21 protein-coding genes are annotated in these 20,336 nt (G+C 71.1%); 14 read left to right on the top strand and 7 right to left on the bottom strand.

The features are described 5' to 3' along the window. Window positions 1-3 precede the first annotated feature (3 nt). Both AC5020_RS09195 and AC5020_RS09190 read left to right on the top strand, forming a co-directional pair. Entirely contained in the window at window positions 4-1,212 is a 1,209-nt protein-coding gene (locus AC5020_RS09195) for an aminotransferase-like domain-containing protein (protein WP_464988062.1), read from the top strand. A 99-nt stretch (window positions 1,213-1,311) separates the two neighbouring features. Beyond that, a complete protein-coding gene (locus tag AC5020_RS09190; RefSeq protein ID WP_464988061.1) occupies window positions 1,312-1,533 on the top strand; it encodes a hypothetical protein in 222 nt (73 codons plus the stop codon). Between the two features lie 35 nt (window positions 1,534-1,568). On the opposite strand, the gene AC5020_RS09185 is transcribed toward AC5020_RS09190, so the two are convergent. From AC5020_RS09185 to AC5020_RS09175, 3 genes are read right to left on the bottom strand one after another with little or no spacing between them, the layout of a single operon-like run. Next, window positions 1,569-2,330 (bottom strand): class I SAM-dependent methyltransferase, encoded by a 762-nt coding sequence (locus AC5020_RS09185; RefSeq protein WP_464988060.1) that lies wholly within the window; start codon window positions 2,328-2,330, stop codon window positions 1,569-1,571. A gap of 31 nt (window positions 2,331-2,361) precedes the next feature. Then, window positions 2,362-3,873, bottom strand: coding sequence for a hypothetical protein (locus tag AC5020_RS09180; RefSeq protein ID WP_464988059.1), 1,512 nt, complete (start codon window positions 3,871-3,873; stop codon window positions 2,362-2,364). Then, entirely contained in the window at window positions 3,870-4,544 is a 675-nt protein-coding gene (locus AC5020_RS09175) for an ABC transporter ATP-binding protein (RefSeq protein ID WP_464988058.1), read from the bottom strand. The genes AC5020_RS09180 and AC5020_RS09175 overlap by 4 nt, the downstream gene beginning before the upstream one ends. Window positions 4,545-4,913: 369 nt before the next feature. On the opposite strand from AC5020_RS09175, the gene AC5020_RS09170 reads away from it, so the two are divergent. Further along, complete coding sequence (locus tag AC5020_RS09170; RefSeq protein WP_377020286.1) at window positions 4,914-5,477, top strand: CarD family transcriptional regulator; 564 nt, start codon at window positions 4,914-4,916, stop codon at window positions 5,475-5,477. A gap of 84 nt (window positions 5,478-5,561) precedes the next feature. On the opposite strand, the gene AC5020_RS09165 is transcribed toward AC5020_RS09170, so the two are convergent. Both AC5020_RS09165 and AC5020_RS09160 read right to left on the bottom strand, forming a co-directional pair. Then, window positions 5,562-6,875 carry an MFS transporter gene (locus tag AC5020_RS09165; RefSeq protein ID WP_464988057.1) on the bottom strand — a complete coding sequence of 438 codons (1,314 nt, stop codon included), beginning with the start codon at window positions 6,873-6,875 and terminating at the stop codon, window positions 5,562-5,564. A gap of 109 nt (window positions 6,876-6,984) precedes the next feature. After that, entirely contained in the window at window positions 6,985-7,641 is a 657-nt protein-coding gene (locus tag AC5020_RS09160; protein ID WP_464988056.1) for an SRPBCC domain-containing protein, read from the bottom strand. A 269-nt stretch (window positions 7,642-7,910) separates the two neighbouring features. Here AC5020_RS09160 and AC5020_RS09155 point away from each other — a divergent pair, with 269 nt between their 5' ends. The 8 genes from AC5020_RS09155 (at window position 7,911) to AC5020_RS09120 (ending at window position 15,956) form a co-directional block, all read left to right on the top strand. Beyond that, a complete protein-coding gene (locus AC5020_RS09155) occupies window positions 7,911-8,657 on the top strand; it encodes an HAD family hydrolase (protein WP_377020283.1) in 747 nt (248 codons plus the stop codon). Beyond that, window positions 8,654-11,200, top strand: coding sequence for a glycoside hydrolase family 65 protein (locus tag AC5020_RS09150; protein WP_464988054.1), 2,547 nt, complete (start codon window positions 8,654-8,656; stop codon window positions 11,198-11,200). Before AC5020_RS09155 ends, AC5020_RS09150 begins: the two co-directional genes overlap by 4 nt. A 169-nt stretch (window positions 11,201-11,369) precedes the next feature. Beyond that, window positions 11,370-12,560: a YihY/virulence factor BrkB family protein gene (locus AC5020_RS09145; protein ID WP_464988053.1), complete on the top strand. Its 1,191-nt coding sequence runs from the start codon at window positions 11,370-11,372 to the stop codon at window positions 12,558-12,560. Further along, window positions 12,557-13,123, top strand: coding sequence for a peptide deformylase (def, locus tag AC5020_RS09140; protein ID WP_377020280.1), 567 nt, complete (start codon window positions 12,557-12,559; stop codon window positions 13,121-13,123). The genes AC5020_RS09145 and def overlap by 4 nt, the downstream gene beginning before the upstream one ends. 99 nt (window positions 13,124-13,222) lie before the next feature. Further along, on the top strand, window positions 13,223-13,651 hold the full coding sequence (locus AC5020_RS09135; protein ID WP_377020279.1) for a QcrA and Rieske domain-containing protein: 429 nt from the start codon (window positions 13,223-13,225) through the stop codon (window positions 13,649-13,651). Then, complete coding sequence (trmB, locus tag AC5020_RS09130) at window positions 13,641-14,441, top strand: tRNA (guanosine(46)-N7)-methyltransferase TrmB (protein WP_464988052.1); 801 nt, start codon at window positions 13,641-13,643, stop codon at window positions 14,439-14,441. The genes AC5020_RS09135 and trmB overlap by 11 nt, the downstream gene beginning before the upstream one ends. A gap of 55 nt (window positions 14,442-14,496) precedes the next feature. Further along, window positions 14,497-15,543: an LCP family protein gene (locus AC5020_RS09125; protein WP_464988051.1), complete on the top strand. Its 1,047-nt coding sequence runs from the start codon at window positions 14,497-14,499 to the stop codon at window positions 15,541-15,543. 47 nt (window positions 15,544-15,590) lie between these two features. Continuing rightward, window positions 15,591-15,956, top strand: coding sequence for a DUF4235 domain-containing protein (locus tag AC5020_RS09120; RefSeq protein ID WP_377794200.1), 366 nt, complete (start codon window positions 15,591-15,593; stop codon window positions 15,954-15,956). A 466-nt stretch (window positions 15,957-16,422) separates the two neighbouring features. Here AC5020_RS09120 and phoU read toward each other — a convergent pair whose 3' ends face one another. Then, on the bottom strand, window positions 16,423-17,097 hold the full coding sequence (gene phoU, locus AC5020_RS09115; protein WP_377020275.1) for a phosphate signaling complex protein PhoU: 675 nt from the start codon (window positions 17,095-17,097) through the stop codon (window positions 16,423-16,425). A 175-nt stretch (window positions 17,098-17,272) separates the two neighbouring features. Between phoU and AC5020_RS09110 the strand changes: the two genes are divergently transcribed. Together AC5020_RS09110 and AC5020_RS09105 are read left to right on the top strand one after the other, a co-directional pair. Continuing rightward, a complete protein-coding gene (locus AC5020_RS09110) occupies window positions 17,273-18,715 on the top strand; it encodes a sensor histidine kinase (protein ID WP_377020274.1) in 1,443 nt (480 codons plus the stop codon). Window position 18,716: 1 nt separating this feature from the next. Continuing rightward, window positions 18,717-19,421, top strand: coding sequence for a response regulator (locus tag AC5020_RS09105; RefSeq protein ID WP_377020273.1), 705 nt, complete (start codon window positions 18,717-18,719; stop codon window positions 19,419-19,421). Window positions 19,422-19,490: 69 nt separating this feature from the next. Here the strand turns inward: AC5020_RS09105 and AC5020_RS09100 are convergent, their stop codons facing one another. Beyond that, window positions 19,491-20,054 carry a hypothetical protein gene (locus tag AC5020_RS09100; protein ID WP_377020272.1) on the bottom strand — a complete coding sequence of 188 codons (564 nt, stop codon included), beginning with the start codon at window positions 20,052-20,054 and terminating at the stop codon, window positions 19,491-19,493. Window positions 20,055-20,248: 194 nt separating this feature from the next. Between AC5020_RS09100 and AC5020_RS09095 the strand changes: the two genes are divergently transcribed. Continuing rightward, window positions 20,249-20,336, top strand: an 88-nt coding sequence (locus AC5020_RS09095; protein ID WP_464988107.1) for a CarD family transcriptional regulator, incomplete at its 3' end; no start/stop codon positions are given.

Here is a 20,336-nt window from a genome sequence, read left to right as displayed (position 1 = left end):
GCTATGTCCCGACCCGTGCAGCACCCGTTCCACTTCCCCGTCGCCGCCCGCTACGCGGGCATGGAGTCCTCGCCGCTGAAGGACATCTTCACCCTCGCCGCCCGCGAGGACGTCGTCTCCTTCGCCGGCGGGATCCCGGACCCGGACCTGTTCGCGCTCGAGGACGTGGCCGCCGCCTATGACTGGGTCCTCACCCACCAGGGTCATCGCGCTCTTCAGTACGGCGTCAGCGAGGGCGAGGTGGAGCTGCGCGAGCAGGCCGCTGCGCGCCTGTCCCGCTCCCTGCCCACCGCCGCCTCCCAGATCCGCATCACCTCGGGGTCGCAGGAGGGATTGTTCGTCGTCGCTGAGGCCCTGCTGGAGCCCGGTGACGTGGTGCTCGTGGAGTCGCCGACATACCTCGCGGCGGTGCAGGCCTTCTCCGTCCACGGCGCGCGCATGGTCGGCGTCGAGACCGACGATGACGGCGTGGTGCCCGAAGCGCTCGAGGAGGCGATCCGCACCCATCACCCGCGGATGGTCTATCTGATCCCCACCTTCCAGAATCCCACCGGGCGCACCATGCCCGTGGCCCGCCGGCAGGCCGTGGCCGACGTGCTCCAGCGCAACGACGTGCCGCTGATCGAGGACGACCCGTACGGGGAGCTCAGCTTCACCGGCAGCACCTGGGCCCCGATCGCCTCCCTGCCCGGGATGGGCGAGCGCACCCTGCTGCTGAACTCGATGAGCAAGCTGATGAGCCCGGGCCTGCGGATCGGCTGGATCCGCGCCGAGGGCCCGGTCCTGGACACGCTGGCGGTCGCCAAGGCCGCGATCTCGATGCAGTCCTCCGTGGTGGATCAATTGACCGTGGCCCGGTATCTCGAGACGACGGACCTGGATGCGCACGTGACCCGGGTCGCCGCCGTCTACCGCGAGCGGCGCGATGCGATGGCGCAGGCGATCGCGCCGGTGCTGCCCGCGGGAGCCCACGTCACTCATCCCGATGGCGGCATGTTCCTGTGGACCGCGCTCGGCGACGGCTATGACGCGCAGACGATGCTCATGGACGCCGTCGAGGCCGGCGTCGCCTACCTGCCCGGCTGGTCGTTCTTCGCCGAGAACCCGGACCGCTCGACGATGCGACTGAGCTTCGTCACGCACTCCCCCGCCGTCATCGAGCAGGCGATCACTCGGCTCGGCGAGGTCATCGCGCGCCACGGGCGGAACTGAGACGCGCCGTCGTTGAGGCGCGGCGCCGGACGGCGCACGGTGGTCTGTGACAGCACTCACACGTGGATCAGCGGGCTGAGGGCTCCGGGGAGGGTCGTCATGCATGCCACGCAGAACCACCGGGAGAGCCGGCCAGGTGGCCTCCTGCTCGTCGCCGCCATCATCAGCATCTGCCTGTCCTTCGGGTTCTCCGTCGACCGGACCGGTCTCCGCTGGTTCTGGACGGAGACACCGTGGGTGGCGCCCGGACTGGTCCTGCTCGGCGTCGTGCTCGGAGCGCTGTACGTCCTGATGCGTGGCCGCGCCGCCCGCCGTCGGTAGCCGGACGCCGTCGCCGTGGCCCGTCGTCGGCCGCGCTACGCCGTGAGCTCGCGCGGTTTCTGCCAGCGCAGCGTCACCCGGAATCCTTCGCGGCGCCGGAGGACGGCACCCGGAACGATCAGGTCAGCACGCTCGCGCAGTGTGGCGAGGGACCAGGCCGCCTCGCTGACCGGTGGGGAGATCTCGCGCGGCTCCTGCACGACGATCCCGGGCTCCCTCGACGCGGGTCGCGAGGGCTCCGGTGCAGGTCGCGGGTGCTTCAGCATCCCGATCAGCGGATTGGCCAGAGCGTTGCCGACATCCCACAGCTGATCCAGCACGCCGGCCGGGCGAACCAGCGTGACCACGAGCAGGCGGCCGCCGGGGCACAGCAGATCCCGGGCCTGCAGCAGGGCCTCGTCGAGATCCATGTGGTGCAACGACGCGACCATGGTCACGGCGTCGTAGGTGCCGAGCAGGCCAGAGTGCTCGGCATGCTCGGAGTGCTCGGCGTGCTCGGCCAGCGTGCGGCGCCAGATGCGTACCCGGGGATTCTCGTGGAAGCGGGTGGCCGAGGCATAGGCCATGGCCTGGTCCGGGTCGATCCCGTCGATGCGCCCGGCGTGAGCGCACAGGGCGGCCACGAGATCACCCCTCCCGCAGCCCACGTCGAGCACCCGGCCGCTGGCGGCGGGCAGGGAGCGCAGGATCCAGGGGTGGAAGTGGTGGTTGTGGTTCCACGGATGCCGGTCGTTGAGGCGCTTCAGCCCGCGGCCCGCCCAGCGGATCACCGGGTTCTCGGTGGTGCGGATGTCCATGGTCGTTCCTCTCCTCGTCCGTCCGGATGACTCAGGTGCGCAGGGCGCGCAGGCGAGCGCGTGCCATCAGCCCTGTGACCCCTGTCAGGCCGGCCGCGGCGACAAGGATCCAGAGCGGTCCCAGCAGGCCGAGCGCGGCCGTGAGCGCCCCGGCTGCCACGGCGAGCAGGACCGCGTCCGACTGCCAGGCGAGCATCGGGATCACGGACGCATCGCCCTGCGGCGTCGGCATCGGGGTGATCAGCCGCAGCGGCATCGGCCCCTTCGCGGCGTCGCGCACGCGACCCGTGATCATCACCGGCGTCAGCGCGAGGGGCAGGAGCACGGCCTGCAGCGCGCCCGGGCCCCCGGCCCCGATGAGCCAGTATCCGGCGCCGCCGACGCTCGCCAGGCCGGCGAGCAGCAGGGCCGGGGCCACGGTGTGCAGCAGCGCCTGGACCTCGGCGCTCTGCCCGAACAGGCCGGGCGCCCCGAGGGTGTGGACGGCGTGGCGGATCCCGTCGACGAAGGGCCCGCTCGCGGCCCACAGGCCCATGGAGCCGACGAGGACGGCGAACCAGGCCAGCGGCCCGGTCATCGTGGTCGATCCGGCGAGGGTCGCGGCCGCCAGCACCGTCACCAGCGCACCGGTGGTGACGCTCTCGGGCGACCGCAGCCAGGCCACGGCATCCCGTCGCGCGTACACCAGCATCAGCGGCCCGGGCCCGATGGCGCCGAGGCGCCTGCCCGTCGAAGGCGGCAGGCGGAACGTGCCGGCCGCGGCGGCAAGATCGCCGCTGGTCGCGACCGTCACGGCGGACTGCCATCGCTGCGCCTGCTCCTGCAGCACCCGCCCGCGCAGCCGATCCAGAAGCGGGACTCCCGCCGCGGTCAGCAGGATCCCCGTCACGAGCAGGCCGAGCGCCCAGGCGCCGGCCGCCCCGGCACCGACCGGGTAGGCACCGCCGAGGCCCACGGTCAACGGCGCGAAGGCGGTCAGCACCGCGCCCACCGCGAGCGCCCCGGCCAGCAGACGTCGCCCCGCCGGGTCCAGCAGCTGGCCCGCCAGCCACGAGGCGGCCAGGAGCAGTCCGGTGCCCACCGCGGCCACGACGAACCACATCGGCCCCGCCGCCGTGGTGTGCCCGGCCGTCAGCAGCGTGACCGCGATCAGCGCCGCGAGGACGACCGCGGCGAACAGCGGCACCATCAGGGCGCGGAGGAAAGGACGCCACAGCACCGCGCGGCGGCGGATCCCGCTCCAGGCGAGCGTCTCGATGAAGAACGGGGCGAGCAGTGCGGGACCGCGCACCGCACCGAGCAGGACCAGCGCAGCGCCCGCGGCGAGCGTCACCGCGGTGCTGACCTGCGGGGCGGCCGTCGTGGTCAGGACGGGAAGCACGTCCGGCCGGGCCAGGGCGCTGCCGGCCGCCTGCAGTGCCGACGAGCCGAACACGAGCACGCTGAGGGCCGCGACGTAGACGAGATAGAGGACATCGCCGCGGGTTCGGGCCTGGTCGCGCTGGGCCCAGACCTCCCGGACCGCGGCCAGCTGGTTGCTCACGCCTGCTCCTCCAGGCCCAGGCGCGCGCCGGCGAGCTCGTCCAGCAGACGCGGGCTATGGCTGGCCAGCACGACGGCCGCGCCGGCCTCGGCCCGGGCCCGGATGGCGTCGATCACCAGGCCGAGGCGCTCGGCATCCAGCCGCTGCTCGGGCTCGTCGAGCACGAGCACGCTGCACGGACGGGCGAAGGTCAGGGCGAGCGCGACCAGCTGCGACTGCCCGCTGGAGAGCTCGTGCGGGAAGCGTCGTCCCAGTGGGGCGATCGCCAGCTCCTCCAGAAGTTCGTCGGCGCGCCTGCGCGCTGCTCCGGTGGCCGTTCCCCAGGTGGCCCCGATGAACTGCAGGTGCTCGGCGATCGTGAGGTCCCGCGCCGTCTGCGGCGGCCCGATGAGCGCGGCGAGCGCGGCACGGAAGGTGCGGTCCCGATCGTCGGGCACGCGACCGGCGATGCGGACACTGCCCGCCGTGGGTGCCATGACGCCCGCCAGCACGCGCAGCAGCGTCGTCTTCCCGGACCCGTTGGCACCGGTGACAGCGAGGATCTCCCCCGACCGGACCCTCCCGGTGGCCTCGGCCAGCAGCACGTTCTCGTCGGCGACGACGCCGACGCCCTCGAACCGGACCGGAACGGGCGACGGGCTCGCGGCGCTGCGCCGGGGAGTGCGACTCATGGCCCCATGAGACCTCATCGCGGAGCGGTCGGGCATCCGCCATCGGTCGTGGTCGCGATGACGAGGGTCGAGCCGGCACTGCCAGCGGCGCCCACCCCGGAGGCCGCCCGGCCGGGGCCGCGCGATCGGGTGTGAGAGATCCCGGGCGGTCCGCCACTGGATATCGTCTCCGCCCCGTGAGATCCTGGTGGGGCGCCGCCGTAGGTGCCGGCACCCTGTTTCTGCAGGTCGGACGGCACCCGAGCTGCTGTGCGCGCACTCGCCGTCCCCGTTCCCCGCCCGGGTCGTCGCGAGACGTCGCGCACGGCCGCCGTGAACCGTTCCGGTTCCCGGTACCGGCGACGCACAGGTCCAACGAGGAGGTCCCCCTTGTCCGCTGCCACCGCACCCGTCAGCACCACCCCGCCGAAACCCGGCGATCTGCTGACCCACCCGGTCCACGGCCCGGTTCGCATCCTGGCCACCTGCACCCGCTCCGTCCGCGGGACCGACCGGGACTACGTCGACCTCGAAGTCGTCGGGGACGAGATGCGGATCTCCGTCCCGGCCGACAGCAATGACGTCATCGGGCTGCGCCCGCTGCTCGAGGAGAAGGAGATCTCCGAGCTGATCGAGCAGCTCGGCGAACCGATCGAGCCTCCGGAGAAGAAGGCGTCCTGGGCGCACCGGATCAAGGCGCTGACCATGCAGCTGCAGACCGGTCGGCTCACGGACCGCATCGAGGTCATCCGCGGCATCCTGGGTGACTCGGGAGGCACACCGTCGAGCCTCGCCGAGCGCACACTGCTGAAGCAGGCGATCGCGCCGCTGGCCACCGAGATCGCCATCGCCCGCGACATCCCGCGTGATGACGCCCATCAGCTGCTGGTCGATACCGCTGAGCAGGCCGTTCAGGCCGGCGGAGCCGCCGGCCACGGGGACTCGGCGGCCTGAGGGGCTGCACGAGCCGGGCCGCTGCGCCGGTCCGGCTCATCGCGCGGCCCGGTTCGGCCGACGCTCCTCGACCGACGCTCCCGTTCAGCGCACCCGGGTGCTGCCCGACGGCGTGAGGCGAGGAAGCACCCGCATCAGCCAGAGTCCGCCCGCGATGCACAGTCCGCCGGTGGCGGCCCCGGCCGCCGCGACCGGGGCGATCAGGGTGATGCCGGTGACGATCAGCGGTGCCGCCAGCCGCCCCGCGCCCAGCATGGTGTTCCACCACGCCAGGTATCCGGTGCGGCCGTGCACCGGGGACACGTCGATCCCCAGGGTCATGACGATGCCCGAGCCCAGCCCGTTGCCGAGCGCGATCAGGAGGGTCGGGACCAGCAGAGCGACCAGCGCGGCCGCGACGCCGCGTCCGGCCAGCGCCTCGCCCAGCACGGCGAGCAGCACGAACCCGGCCCCCATCATCACCGCGCACGGGACGGCGACCGCGACGCGGCCGTAGCGGTCCATGATCGTCCCGGCGGGGATCACCAGCAGGATCTCGATCACGGCGCTGACGCCGAAGACGATGGAGACCCACACCGAGCCCAGGCCGAGTGCCGCTCCCAGCAGCGGGATGATCACGGGACGGTTCACTCGGGCCATCATCACCGGTGCGATCCCCAGCCCCACCACGACCATGCGGGCCACCACGGCACGGTTCAGCCGAGTACGAGCCTCGGTGCGCGAGCCCCTCCCGCGTCGCGGCCGGGGCGTGACATCCGGCCTCTCCCCCGGCGGCAGGAACACCGCGACCATCGTCGTCGCCGCCGCCGAGGTGACCGCGAACAGCACGAAGACGCCGGTGTCGGGGCCGAGCGCCATCACGATCGCCCCGAGCAGCGGCCCGATCACCTGGCCGATACGGATCACGCCGCCGAACAGCGTCATCCCGCGGGCCCGCATCGACGGGGGCAGCACGGTCCCCAGATAGGCCTGCCGGCCCAGCTGCCACACCTGCGTACTGGTCGCCATCACCGTCAGCAGCACCACGAGCGTGACCTGGTGGGCGAGACGGGGCGCACCGGACAGGGCCGGGGTGATCACGAAGAACGCGATGAGGTTGGCGACCACCAGCAGGCACCCGGTGGCCACGAGCGAGCCTCTCGCCCCGAACCGCGAGATCAGCCGCCCGGCGGGGATCGGGCCCAGGAACGAGGCGAGCCCGAAGATGGTGGTCAGCGCCGCCGACTGCGGCACGCTGAAACCGAGGTCGAGCGCGAGCAGCGGGACCACCGGCATCAGGGCGGCCAGACCGGAGAACTCCAGCAGGCTCGGCGCGTACACCGACGGGGTCAGCGCCCACATCACCTGGCGCGGGCTGTGCGACCGCCCCGTCGGGGAGATCTGCGCGGGCGGTGTCACGGGCAGATTCTGCCACCGGGTACTGAGCCTGGGCAAATACTTCCACGACGCGGACGCACGGCAGGTCCGGAGCCGCGCACTCCGCGGTCGTCCTTCTCGGCGCGAGCCGTCAGGCGCCGTAGGCGCTGGCCGTCGCCGCCTCCCCACGCCGGGCGGTGGTCTCGTCGACGCCGGCTGCGATCGCCTCTGCCGCCCAGCGCACGGACCAGGCGCGCACGTGCTCGGCGCCCTCGGCGCTGTCCAGCCAGGCGGGCGTCGGCGTCGGCACATCGAGCAGGCAGCTCGCGCGCCAGCCGTCGGTCAGGGCGGCGAGCGCGAGCAGCGCGATCTCCCAGTCGACCGCGGCCAGTCCGGGGCCGACGCGGTCGAACTCATCGCGCTCGATCAGGGTCGTATGGCGCACGCGCAGCTCTGTGGTGCCGTCGTCCTCCGGGTCCAGCCGGATCAGCAGCGGGTCCTCCGCGCCGCCGCGGTCCCAGGTCAAGGAGATCTTGTGCGGCGCCTCCACATGGAGGATCCGGCCGACCGCACCTTCCGGCGCCTCGAACCGACCGCCCTCGCGCAGGTCCCCGGCCACCGGGCCGAACCAGCGGGCGAGCTGATCCGGGCGTGTCAGCAGCGGCCACAGCTGCGCTGGGGCCCGGGTGATATTGGTGGTCAGGCTGAGCACGGTGCGCACCAGGGCACGCCCCTCATGCAGCTGCTCATCGATCTCGAGTTCGCGTCGCACCGCATCGATCACGGGCAGCGACTCCGTGACAGTCATCTTCTCCTCGGAGGGTCGAACCGCTCCGCACCGGCGACTGTGCGCGGGCACGGACGATCGAAGATTAGCCCACGGGAGCGCACCGTGCCATGGGTGCGCAGCGCGCTGTGAGCGAACGGGGCACCGGCGGGGTCGCCCACGGGCGGCTCCCGCGGGCGAGCACAGGACGGCCCGGGGCCACTGGACGGCCCGGGGCCACAGGACGGCCACCGGTCACAAGATGGCCACCGGTCCCCTTCCCCGGCGCCTGCGAGCGCCCGGCCCGTAGCATGGCGGCCGTGGATTACGAGGCAGACTTCAGACCGTCCGACTTCACCGCCCACCTCTTCGACCTCGACGGCGTCATCACGCCCACGGCCGAGGTGCACATGCGCGCCTGGGCCCGCATGTTCGACGGGTTCCTCGCCGCCCGCGGCGTCGAGGAGCCCTACACCGATCTGGACTACTTCACCCACGTCGACGGCCGGCCCCGCTACGACGGGGTGCGGACCTTCCTCGCCTCCCGCGGCATCGAACTGCCCGAGGGGGCCGACGACGACCCCGCCGACCAGCCGTCCGGCCAGGAGACCGTGCGCGGCCTCGGCAACCGCAAGAACGATCTCGTGCTGGAGCTGCTGCGCGCCGAGGGCGTGAAGCCCTACCCCGGCACCGTCACCTATCTCGACTCCCTGCCCCGGAGCGCACGGCTGGCGATCGTCTCCTCCTCCCGCAACGCCGAGGAGGTCCTGCGCGCCGCCGGACTGCTCGAGCGCTTCGAGCACGTCGTGGACGGCAACGTCTCCGCGCGGGAGGGGCTGCCCGGCAAGCCGCGGCCCGATACCTTCGTCCACGCCGCCGGGCTGCTGGGCGTGGCCCCGGCAGACGCCGTCGTCTACGAGGACGCCGTCTCCGGCGTGAAGGCAGGGGCCGACGGGGACTTCGGGGCCGTCATCGGGGTCGATCGCGGGGCGGGCCTCGATGACCTCTCCGCCGCCGGCGCCACCCTCGTCGTGACCGACCTCGAGGAGATCGCATGAACCGTCAGCGCAACGTACCCACCGACCCCGTCGACCGCGTCCACCTCCCCGTCGACGAGTGGCGACTGGTCGAGTCCCGCCCCAACGGCGACCTCGGGCTCATGGAGACCCTGTTCGCCACCGCCAACGGGTACCTGGGGATGCGCGGGACGCCCTCGGAGGGCCGTGACGTGCACAGCCACGGCACCTTCCTCAACGGGTTCCACGAGACCTGGCGCATCCACCACGCCGAGGCCGCGTACGGCTTCGCGAAGTCGGGCCAGACCATGATCTCCGTGCCCGACTGCTCGGTGCTGAAGCTGTATGTCGACGACGAGCCGCTGCTGCTGTCGATGGCCGACCTGGACACCTACGAGCGCTGGATCGACTTCCGCGAGGGCGTGATGCGGCGCGAGCTGATCTGGCGCACCCCGGCCGGCAAGCGGGTCAAGGTCACGACCGACCGCATGGTGTCCTTCACCCAGCGACATCTGGCCCTGCTGAGCATGCAGGTCACCATGCTCGACGGCTCCGCCCCGGTCGCGATCTCCTCACAGCTGATCAACCGTCAGGACATCGCCGACGACTACGGCAAGGGCATCGACGGCGGGCCGATCGCCACCAAGGACGATCCCCGCCAGACCACGTCCTTCGAGCACCGCGTGCTCGAGCCCCAGCAGGACTGGCACAGCCAGCGCCGGATGCTGCTGGGGTACAAGGTCGCCGATTCCGGCATGACGCTCGCCGTCGGCGCCGACCACACCGTCGAATCCGACGTCGAGGTCGAGGAACTCATCGACACCATGCCGGACCTCGGCCGGCACGTCAGCCGGGCCGAGCTGGGACCCGGTGACACCCTGACCGTGCGCAAGGCCGTCGCCTACCACAGTTCGCGCTCGGTCCCCCACCGCGAACTGTTCGATCGGTGCCGTCGCACCCTGGACCGGGTCCGCGCCGAGGGGTTCCAGAAGCATTACCAGGATCAGCGTGACTACCTCGCCGACTTCTGGGAGCGCTCGGACGTCGAGATGCCCGGACAGCCCGCCGAGCAGCAGGCCGCACGCTGGTGCCTGTTCCAGCTCGCCCAGGCCTCCGCCCGTTCCGACCAGTGGGGCATCCCCGCCAAGGGCCTGACCGGCTCCGGGTACGAGGGCCACTACTTCTGGGACACCGAGATCTACGTCGTCCCGTTCCTGACCTTCACGGAGCCGTCGTGGGCGCGCAACGCGCTGAGGTTCCGCGCCAATCTGCTGCCCAAGGCTCGCGAGCGCGCACGCGAGCTGAACCAGCGCGGAGCGATGTTCCCCTGGCGCACCATCAACGGGGACGAGGCCTCGGCCTACTACGCCGCCGGCACCGCCCAGTACCACATCAATGCCGACGTCGCTTTTGCGTTCTCCCAGTACGTGGACGTCACCGGCGACCTCGACTTCCAGCGCCGCGACGGGGTGCGGGTGCTGGCCGAGACCGCCCGCCTCTGGGCCGACCTCGGCTTCTGGCGGTTCAGCGGCAATGGCCGCTCCAGCTTCCACATCAACGGCGTCACCGGTCCGGACGAGTACACCACCGTGGTCAACAACAACATGTTCACCAACGTCATGGCCCGCCACAACCTGCGCCGGGCCGCACGGGCGGTGCGCGAGCTGCGCGCCGCCGACCCGGAGGCCTATCAGGTCCTGGCCGCCGAGACCGAGTTCGACGAGATGGAGCTCGAGCAGTGGGATGCCTGCGCGGACGGCATGCACGTCCCCAAGGACGAGACTTTCGGGATCCACCTCCAGGAGGACCGGTTCCTCGAGCGCGAGGTGTGGGACATCGCCAACACTCCGGCCGACTCGTTCCCGCTGCTGCTGCACTACCACCCGCTGGTCATCTACCGGTTCCAGGTGCTCAAACAGGCCGACGTGGTGCTCGCGCTGTTCCTGCGCGGCGCCGAGTTCACGCCGGAGGAGAAGCGGGCCGATTTCGAGTACTACGACCCGATCACCACGGGCGACTCCTCGCTCTCGGCGGTGGTGCAGTCGATCATGGCCGCCGAGGTGGGCCACCAGAAGGCCGCCCTGGACTACTTCCGGGCCGGACTGTTCGTCGACATCGCCGATCTGCATCACAACACCTCCCAGGGGGTGCACATCGCCTCGGCCGGGGGCGTGTGGAACGCGCTGGTCCACGGGTTCGGCGGTATGCGGCAGGTGGAGGGCCGGATCTGCTTCGATCCCCGTCTTCCCGCCGAGTGGCCGGAGCTGCGCTTCCCCCTGACGGTGCGAGGCTCGCGCTTCCGGGTGCGGCTGGTGCGGGACGAGATCTCCTTCACGCTCGAGGAGGGCCCCGAGATCGAGGTCTCGGTGCGTGAGCAGGACGTCACGGTCACCGCCGAGGGGGTCGCCGCGCCGCTCGCGGACCAGGGTCCGGTGCTCGACGACGCGGTCCTGGCCACGCCCGTCGGCCTCGGGGACCAGCGCGCCGACGGGTCCATCGTGACCTCCTACGTGCCGCAGGACCCCGAGGATCCATGGCATTATCCCGTCGCGACCGATCCCGACGACATCATCGAGACCGGCTGAGCGGGGCATGTGACCTCTCGGTGGCATAGGCTCCACCAGCGTCATTCCCCGACGTGACCTGTCTGCCCCGAGGAGCATCGAGCACCATGAGCATCGCCACCGCCCCGTGCCGCGGCGGCCATGCGGCGGCGACCGCCATCCTCCGCGCGACGTCCGCTGGTGTGCACCGGTGACCGCCACGCGCCCACGTCGCCCCAAGCCGACCGTCGAATACCCCCGACCCCGGCTCAGCGTCCTGCACGTCCTGAACCGGGTACGGATGCGACTGCTGGAGATCCAGGTCTGGGACGTGGCCGGGACCATGACGTTCTACGCCGTCCTCTCCCTGTTCCCGGGGGCGGTCGCCGTGGTCTCGCTGATGTCGCTGATCGGGATCGGCTCCGAGACCCTCGATGCGCTGGGGCGGATGAGCACCGAGCTGTTCCCGACCCTGGATCCGGAGCCGTACCTGGCGGCCATCCAGGCTGCCTCCGATACCGGTGGCGGCATCCTGGGACTGGCGCTGGGCACCTTCGGCTCGGTCCTGTCCGCCTCCAACGGCGTCGCCGCCTTCCATCGCGTGCTGCACCGGGTCTATGACACCCGGGAGGGGCGCCCCTTCCTGTGGTTCCGGACCATCGTCTTCGGGGAGACCCTGGTCATCGTCTCCGTGGTGCTGCTGGCCATCGGCATGCTGATCGTGGGCAATGAGGCCTCGCAGCGCATCGGCGAGCTCATCGGGATCCCGCGCTTCGCCTTCCTCGCCTGGAACCTGGTGAAGTGGCCGATCCTGCTGGTCATCCTGATCATCGGGGTCTCCCTGGCCTATTACCTCTTCCCCAACGTGCGGCTGCCGCGGTACCGGCTGATGACCCTGGGCTCCGTGCTGTCGGTGCTCACGCTGTTCGGCTCCGCGCTGCTGGCCGGGCGCCTGATGAACTATGCGACCCGCATCGCCGAGGTGCTGACCGTCCTCAACGGCCTGATCGCCATCCTCCTGCTGCTGTGGGTGGCGACGATCGTGATCGTGGCCGGCGCGGCGCTGGACGCGGAGTTCCTGCGGGCACGGCAGATCGCCAGCGGGCTCGACGCCTGGGACCACATCGTGCTGGACTCCCATGCCACCCACACGATGGACTTCCTGGCCGCCGATGCCGCCGAGGCGGAGCAGATCGGCCGCGCGGTCGCGGGGGCCGCCCGCGACGGCGAGCCGCTGCGTCGCGAGCGCGGACCCTGGGTCGTCGACGCCCGCAACCCGCTGGCCGTTAATCCGCCCAAGCGTCACCGCGTCACGAGCCCACCGGGGTCCACCGGGGCCACCGGGGCCACCGGGGCCACCGGATCCAGCGATACACCGAGAACAGGAGATCATTCCCCATGACGATCCGCCCGATCACGATCGTCGGTCACCGTGCACTCGAACAGCGCACCCGCCGGGTCCGGGAGATCACCGACGACATCCGTGCACTGGTGGCGGACATGTTCGAGACCAACGACGCCGCCGACGGGGCCGGCCTGGCCGCCCCTCAGGTGGGATCCCGCTGGCGCCTGTTCGTCTACTCCTGCGCCGACGCCGGCGGGACGGAGCAGCGCGGAGTGGTGATCAATCCGCGACTGGAACGCTTCGGCGGCATCGAGCTCGACGAGGAGACCATCGAGGGCTGCCTCTCGGTGCCCGGCGAGGGCTTTCCCACCGCGCGGCACCGGGGCGCCCGGGTCACCGGCACCGACCTCGAGGGCCACGACGTGGTCGTCGAGGACGAGGGCGGGGTGCTCGCTCGCGCGCTCCAGCACGAGGTCGACCACCTGGAGGGGTCCCTGTACCTCGATCGCCTCACGCCGGCGCGGCGTCGGCAGGCACTCGATGCGATCAGCGATCGCGGCTGGCGGGCACGGTCGATCCTCACCTGGGACCCGCGCGAGCTGGAGGCCGCCGACGTCTGAGGGCCCGCGTCGCCCGTCGGCCCCGCCCGGATCGTCTGGACGGTCACAGTGCCGACCCGTGCTTCTCGCTCGGACCAGCGGACTGGCTATCCTGGCGGGATGGAACGTCCGTGCCTCTCCCGCCGCCGTGCCCTCCTGCTGCCCGCCTCCGCCGCGGCCGTCGGCGGTCTCGCCTCCTGCGCCCCGGAGGACGAGGGATTCGGGACCGCGGAGCCGGTCCGGGCCGAGGACGGCGCGGTCCCGCTGGAGGACGTCCCGGAGAACGCCAGCACCCTGGTCAACTTCGGAGGGCAGCGGCCCTTCGTGCTGCTCGTGCGCGGCAGCGGCGACGACCTGGCCGCCTACTCCGGCTACTGCACCCACAACGGATGCGCCCTGCGCCAGGAGACCGAGGGCGAGCTGGACTGCCCGTGCCACGGCTCCCGCTTCGACGCCGAGACCGGCGACGTCCTGCTGGGACCGGCCACCACGCACCTGCCGGAAGTGTCCGTGGTCGTCCAGGACGGTCTCGTCCGCCGTGCCGGCTGAGGACCGCGCCCCACGCGAGGTCGTCTCCTTCGTCCGTCGCGGCGAACGGCTCTCACCCGGCCGGCAGGACGCGTGGGACCGCTTGGCCGCGACCTACGTGCTCGACCCGCCGCGGGGTGAGCGCGACACCCTGCCCGGCCCGGACGCGCACCTCGACCTCGAGCAGGTCTTCGGGCGCCGCAGTGAGCTCGTCGTCGAGGTGGGCAGCGGATTGGGCGAGAACCTCGCCGCCGCCGCGGCCGAGCATCCCGAACGCGACCACCTGGGTGTCGAGGTGTACCGCCCCGGCCTGGCGCAGACCCTGCGCCGCATCGAACGCGCCGGCGAGCCCGGCAACGTCCGGCTGCTGCCGCTCGATGCCCAGAGGGCGCTGCCCGCGCTCCTGCCCGAGGGCGCGATCTCGCAGCTGTGGGTCTACTTCCCCGATCCCTGGCCCAAGTCCCGCCACCACAAGCGACGCCTGATCAATCCCCCGTTCCTGGACGCGGTGCTGCCGCTGCTCGCCGACGGCGCCACGTTCCGTCTCGCCACGGACTGGGCACAGTACGCACACCACATGCGCAGCCTGCTGGATGCGCGCCCCGAGCTCGAACTCCTGTATCCCGACGGACCCGCCCCAGGTCAGCAGACCAGCGACACCGTCCCCGAGGATCTTCCCGCGACGGGCTGGGCGCCACGATTCGAGGGTCGTGTGAAGACGAGCTTCGAGAGCAAAGGACAGCGCGCGGGCCGCTTAGTATGGGATCTTGCGTACGTCCGTGTGTCCCGGCACCGGACGACCGACGCCTGACACTCCCCGAGGACCCTCCGTCGCCGCCGGCGACACTGCGTGAGAGCGAGCCCGAATGAACGTCCCCGACGACGTCGAACTGCCCGCCGACTGGGAGGACGACGACCAGTCCGAGCCGCGTCGCGGTCGCGGTCGTCGTATCGCCCTGATCTCCCTGGGCCTGGTCGCCGTGCTCGTGCTCGGCGTGGGACTGGTAGTGGCCAACTACCTCAACGGGCTCAGCAACCAGTACGAGAAGCGCACGGTCGTGCAGATCACCCGCGGCGCCTCCGACGGCGAGCGCCCCGAGGCGGTCGAGGGGAGCGGCCGCAACTTCCTGCTGCTGGGCTCGGACAAACGCTCCGAGGAGGACGCCGCCTCCGAAGGTGTCAGCGGCCAGCGGTCGGATGTGGTGATGCTGGTGCACGTCACCGACGACAACCAGCAGGTCTACATCACCTCGTTCCCGCGCGACCTGTACGTCGACATCCCCGGCCACGGCAAGAACCGCATCAACGCGGCACTGGCGTTCGGCGGGCCGGGCCTGGCGGTGACCACGGTCGAGAACTACACCGGGGTGCCCATCGATCATGTCGCGCTGATCGACTTCGACGGCATCGAAGGTCTCGTGGACACGCTCGGCGGGGTCGATGTGCAGATCCCCGAGAGCTTCGAGGCCGGCGGCCACCAGTTCACCGAGGGCACCCAGACCCTCGACGGCGAGGAGGCGCTGGTCTTCGTGCGAGAGCGCAAGCAGTTCGCTGAGGGCGACTTCCAGCGCAATCGCAACCAGCAGGCCGTCCTCAAGGGGATCGCGAGCAAGCTCATCAGCACCGACACGCTCAGCGGTCCCGGCAAGCTCTCGGACACCGTCGGCGCGATCGCGCCGTATCTGACCACCGACGAGGGGCTCAGCTCCGGCAAGATGGTCGAGCTCGGGCTCTCGCTGCGCTCCGTGCGCACCGATGACCTCTACTTCCTCTCGGTCCCCCACAGCGGCCCGGAGACGACCAGTGGCGGCGCGAGCGTCGTCGGCACCGACGAGGAGTCGATGGACGTCCTGCGGGAGGCTCTGCGCTCCGACGACATGGGGACCTACTACGCTCAGAACGCCGGCACCTGACCCGCCGGTCCCGACGTCCCAGCCGCCCCACCGCTTGGAGGAATCCCGTGGCCAATCCGCTCGTCAAGATCGCCGTGCCCGTGGCCGGAATCGTCGCCGCCGCCGTGGGCAACAAGGCCGCCGCTGCCGGCTGGGGCGCCGTCTTCGGTGAGGACGCCCCCACCGTCAAGGCTGCCAAGAACTCCCAGAAGGAGACGCAGAAGCGCCGCAAGCAGGCCAAGAAGGAAGGTCGCCCGAAGGCTGAGATCTCGCAGATCAAAGACCCGATGGAGGACCAGCCGGTCTGGAAGGTGATGCTGTGGGCACTCGTCTCCGGCGTCATCCTGCAAGGCCTGCGGATCGCTGCCAAGCGGGGTGCCAAGAGCGGCGCGGAGCGACTCACGGCGCGCCGGCCGCGCGCGAACCGAGGCTGAGTCCGGGCCCGCTACGTCTCCTGCAGCCGGGCGCACCGAGTCCTGCGGGCGGGCGTGCTGCGTCGCCGGTCACGCGCCACTACCCGGCGCCCCGCGCCACGGTCCGGCGCACCACTCCACCGCGCACGCGCTGCTCCACCGACCACCGATGGGACGTCACGCGAGTGTGCCCGGCCTATCGCAGGACGTCCTCGATGAGCGTCCCGTTGCTGGACAGCCGAGACGACAAACGTCCCGATGCCGGGCAGCCGACATGGGAACAGACCTCGTCCGTAGACAGAAGAACCACGCACCGCAGTGCGTGATCACTGCGGTGCGTGGTTCTGCTGTCGTCTACGTGCCGGGACGGGCTGCTGCGCGTGCAGCGCGGGCCGTTCCGACGACTCGCTCCGGCACGAGCGCGGCGCCGTGCCGCTGCGACGCGGGGGCGGCGCTGAGAACTCGCGGACTGTCCGGACTCGCGGACTCAGAACTCGCTGACGTCGAAGCCCTCGTGCAGCGTATCCAGCGAGTCGCCGGTGACCAGGAACCCGATGCGGCGCACGAGCGAGACCGCGTGGTCGCCGATGCGCTCGTAGAACCGGATCAGCAGGGTGAGATCGACGATCTCGGAGTTCGTGTACCCCTCCCCCCGCGAGATCTCGCGGGAGATCTGCAGCATGAGCTCGTCGAGCTCGTCATCGGCCTTCTCGGCCTGCGCCGCGAGGGCGAGGTCCCGCTCGGCGATGACCTGCGCGGCACGCTGAAGGGCGGCCAGGGCCAGCTCGGACATCCGGGCGATCTGGTCGCGGTGCTGCTCGGGAACTGCGGGCGTCGGGTGGGTGCGGCGCGCCACCAGCGCGACGTGCGCAGCGAGGTCGCCCATGCGCTCGAGCGAGGAGCTCATGCGCAGGGTGGCGACCAGCAGCCGCAGGTCGGTGGCGACCGGGGCCTGCCGGGCGAGCAGTTCCACGGCCTTCCCGTCCAGCTCCACCTGACGCTCGTCGAGATGGGCATCGGCGGCGATCACGCGTTCCGCCAGGCCGAGGTCACCCTCGAGCAGGGCCGTCGTCGCGCTCTCGAGGGCCGTCCCGACGAGTTCGGCCATGTCGAGCAGGTCGTCGACGATATGCCGAAGGTCGCTCTGGTACGCCTCGCGCATGGTCAATACTCCTCTGTCTGATGGGGGCTTCGCCACGGATTGTCGCAACCCCGGATGAACGCGCACCGGCGATAAGTGAACTCCGAGCGTCTCCCCCGTGAACTCCTGACCCTCAGTCTCTCGCGTCCGGCCGCGGAAGGCCAGGCGGACGCCGCGACGGGCCTAGGCTGTACGGGTGCCCTTGACAGCCCTTCTCCTGCTCGCCGGAGCGATAGGTCTCGTGATCGGCTGCGCGGCGACCCTGGCGCTGAAGCGATCGGACCGTCGGCCCTCGGCGGCCCCGTCAGCGCCGCAGCCGGTCGTGCCGGATTCCGCCGCGGAAGTGCTCGCGATCCTGTCCTCGGCGTACGTCGTGCTCGATGCCAGCGGCGATGTGCTGCGCGCCTCCCCGCTCGCCTACTCGTACGGCATCGTCCGTGCCGCCGAGGGTGATTACCCGCGACTGGCCAACGCCGAGCTGATGGAACTGGCGTCCGATGTCGGCCGCAACGGCGGCTTCCGCGACGAGCGCCTGACCCTTCGGCGCTCCAGCCGCGGCGACTCCGACGCGGTCATCGATGTGCGCATCGGCGCCCTCGGAGAGCACGGCGCGCTGCTGCTGGCCGACGATCTCACCCGTGCGGTCCGCGTGGAGGAGACTCGACGCGACTTCGTGGCCAACGTGTCCCACGAGCTGAAGACGCCGGTCGGCGCGATCACGCTGCTGGCCGAGACGATGGAGGACGCCGCCGAGGATCCCGACGCGGTGCGCCGGTTCGCGGAGCACATGCAGACCGAGACGCGCCGCCTCTCGCACCTGGTCCAGGAGATCATCGAGCTCTCGCGGGTCCAGGGCAGCTCCGCACTCCTGAACGCGGAACCGGTCGAGATCGACGAGGTCGTCGAGCAGGCCGTCGGCCTGAACCGCAACTTCGCGCTGGGGTCGAAGATCGAGGTGGCCGTCGGGGGGACGAACGGTCTGCGGGTCTACGGATCTGCCTCGATGCTGACCACCGCCCTGTCCAACCTGATCTCCAACGCGATCACCTACTCGGAGCCGCATACGCGGGTCGGGGTCTCGGTGCGTCGCGACGGCGGGATGATCGAGCTGTCGGTCAAGGATCAGGGCATCGGGATCTCCAAGGAGAACCTCGAGCGGGTCTTCGAGCGGTTCTTCCGGGTGGACAAGGCCCGCTCCCGGGACACCGGGGGCTCCGGACTGGGGCTCGCGATCGTCAAGCACATCGCGACCGATCACGGCGGCGAGGTGACCGCGTGGTCGATGCCCGGGCAGGGATCGACGTTCACGCTCCGCCTCCCGGAGATGGGCCGCACCGAGACGATCACCGTCGGCGGCGCGAGGCCCGCGGAGGACCCCCAGCGCTCGGCCTCCGGAGCCGGGACGCCGTCGGACGACGCCTCCCCGGAGGAGAACCCGGTCGAGGGTGCCTCCCCGGCGCGGGGTCCGAGCACGACATCGGACGAGGCGGCGCAGAGCGCGGCCGCACAGGACGAGGCGGCGCAGGACGACGCGGCGCCTCAGAAGGCATCACCGGGCCCGGGCAGCACGGGGCGATCCGGCTCCGGCGAGGACTCGCGTACCGTTGCACCGGACCACACGCCGGGAAAGGGAAGTTGACATGACGCGCATCCTGATCGTGGAGGACGAGGAATCGTTCTCCGATCCCCTGTCGTACTCGCTGCGCAAGGAGGGGTACGAGGTCGCGGTCGCCGACAACGGCACCGACGGGCTGCGGATCTTCTCCGCCCACGGCGCCGACCTGGTGCTGCTGGACCTGATGCTGCCGGGGATGAGCGGCACCGAGGTGTGCCGCGAGATCCGGCGCACCTCGAGCGTGCCGGTCGTCATGCTCACGGCCAAGGACGACGAGTTCGACAAGGTCCTGGGCCTCGAGCTCGGCGCCGACGACTACGTCACCAAGCCGTACTCCTCGCGAGAGCTGCTGGCCCGCATCAAGGCCGTTCTGCGGCGCGGCCAGGACTCGGCCGAGACCGAGGAGGACACGGCGCTGAGCGCCGGCAACATCCTGATGGACGTGGAGCGCCACGTGGTCCAGGTCCACGGCGAGGAGGTCTCGCTCCCCCTCAAGGAGTTCGAGCTGCTGGAGATGCTGCTGCGCAATGTCGATCGCGTGCTGACCCGGGGTCAGCTCATCGACCGCGTGTGGGGCGCCAACTACGTCGGGGACACCAAGACCCTCGACGTCCACGTCAAGCGTCTGCGCGCGAAGATCGAGGATGACCCGAAGAACCCGGTCCACCTCGTGACGGTGCGCGGGCTGGGCTACAAGTTCGAGTCCGCCGGGCAGTCATCCGTCGGCTGAGATCCGGCCGGTGATCCACCCGGCCGGCCGTCACGGAGGCGCGGATGCCGCGCCGGGGATCGTGCGGTCTCAGCCCTCGGCAGGGGCCGACTCGAGCCCGTAGTGGCCGAGCTCCGTGCTGATGATGGGCAACGTGATCACGGTGCTCTGCTCGCCGACGGTGATGTTCAGATCGATGACGCTGCCGGGCTGTGCGCCCAGGTCACCGATCTCGACCAGCTGCTGGCCCTCCTCCGGCCCGAGCTCGAGAGTCTGCTGGGCGGGCACGGTCACCTGCGAGGAGAAGACGGTGCTGCCATCGTCCCCGATGCCCTCGAGCTCGACGGCGAGCTCCTGGTCGGTGTAGTTCACAGCGGTGGCGGAGAACGCCGCACTGCCGTCCTCGGCGACCACGACGATCGCGTTGCGGATCCCGGCGGCCAGCTGACCGGACTGCTCGATGTTCGCGTTGGTGCCGTCGCCGGCCTGGTAGAAGTCGTGCGTCTGCACCGGATTGAAGTACGTGCAACCGGTGGCGGCGAGGGCGAGGCCCAGGGCGGCTGCGGAGAGCACGAGACGGCGGGGACGGCGCACGGAGGACTCCTGTTCGGTGCCGCGGAGGACGGCGGGATGTTCCGGGGACAGCAGTGCCACGATACCCCACCGCGACCCCCGGATCGGCGTGCCCGATGACGCGCTCCCCCACCGTGGACCGCCTTCGCCGTCGCGCTGCGTCCCTGCCGCGTCGCACCCCTGAGTCGCACCTCTGAACAGCACCTTCGCGCGGGGGCGCGAATTTTAGCATGAGACACCGGTGATAGACTGATGCGCGGAAAGGGGCCCACCACATGAATTTTGCCGTTGGCGAAACTGTCGTATACCCGCACCACGGTGCAGCGCTCATCGAAGAGGTCAAGACCCGCATCGTCAAGGGAG

The sequence above is a fragment of the Brachybacterium sp. SYSU DS0246 genome (assembly GCF_059391765.1).
Note: the sequence above shows the minus strand (reverse complement) of the source record. Positions and strands in the feature narration are given on the sequence as shown.

Bases quoted from the DNA above. Each gene is read 5' to 3' on its own strand.
- AC5020_RS09195 (WP_464988062.1), top strand. From the start codon at position 4: ATGTCCCGACCCGTGCAGCACCCGTTCCACTTCCCCGTCGCCGCCCGC.
- AC5020_RS09190 (WP_464988061.1), top strand. From the start codon at position 1,312: ATGCATGCCACGCAGAACCACCGGGAGAGCCGGCCAGGTGGCCTCCTG.
- AC5020_RS09185 (WP_464988060.1), bottom strand. From the start codon at position 2,330: ATGGACATCCGCACCACCGAGAACCCGGTGATCCGCTGGGCGGGCCGC.
- AC5020_RS09175 (WP_464988058.1), bottom strand. From the start codon at position 4,544: ATGAGTCGCACTCCCCGGCGCAGCGCCGCGAGCCCGTCGCCCGTTCCG.
- AC5020_RS09160 (WP_464988056.1), bottom strand. From the start codon at position 7,641: ATGACTGTCACGGAGTCGCTGCCCGTGATCGATGCGGTGCGACGCGAA.
- AC5020_RS09155 (WP_377020283.1), top strand. From the start codon at position 7,911: ATGGCGGCCGTGGATTACGAGGCAGACTTCAGACCGTCCGACTTCACC.
- AC5020_RS09150 (WP_464988054.1), top strand. From the start codon at position 8,654: ATGAACCGTCAGCGCAACGTACCCACCGACCCCGTCGACCGCGTCCAC.
- def (WP_377020280.1), top strand. From the start codon at position 12,557: ATGACGATCCGCCCGATCACGATCGTCGGTCACCGTGCACTCGAACAG.
- AC5020_RS09135 (WP_377020279.1), top strand. From the start codon at position 13,223: ATGGAACGTCCGTGCCTCTCCCGCCGCCGTGCCCTCCTGCTGCCCGCC.
- AC5020_RS09125 (WP_464988051.1), top strand. From the start codon at position 14,497: ATGAACGTCCCCGACGACGTCGAACTGCCCGCCGACTGGGAGGACGAC.
- phoU (WP_377020275.1), bottom strand. From the start codon at position 17,097: ATGCGCGAGGCGTACCAGAGCGACCTTCGGCATATCGTCGACGACCTG.
- AC5020_RS09105 (WP_377020273.1), top strand. From the start codon at position 18,717: ATGACGCGCATCCTGATCGTGGAGGACGAGGAATCGTTCTCCGATCCC.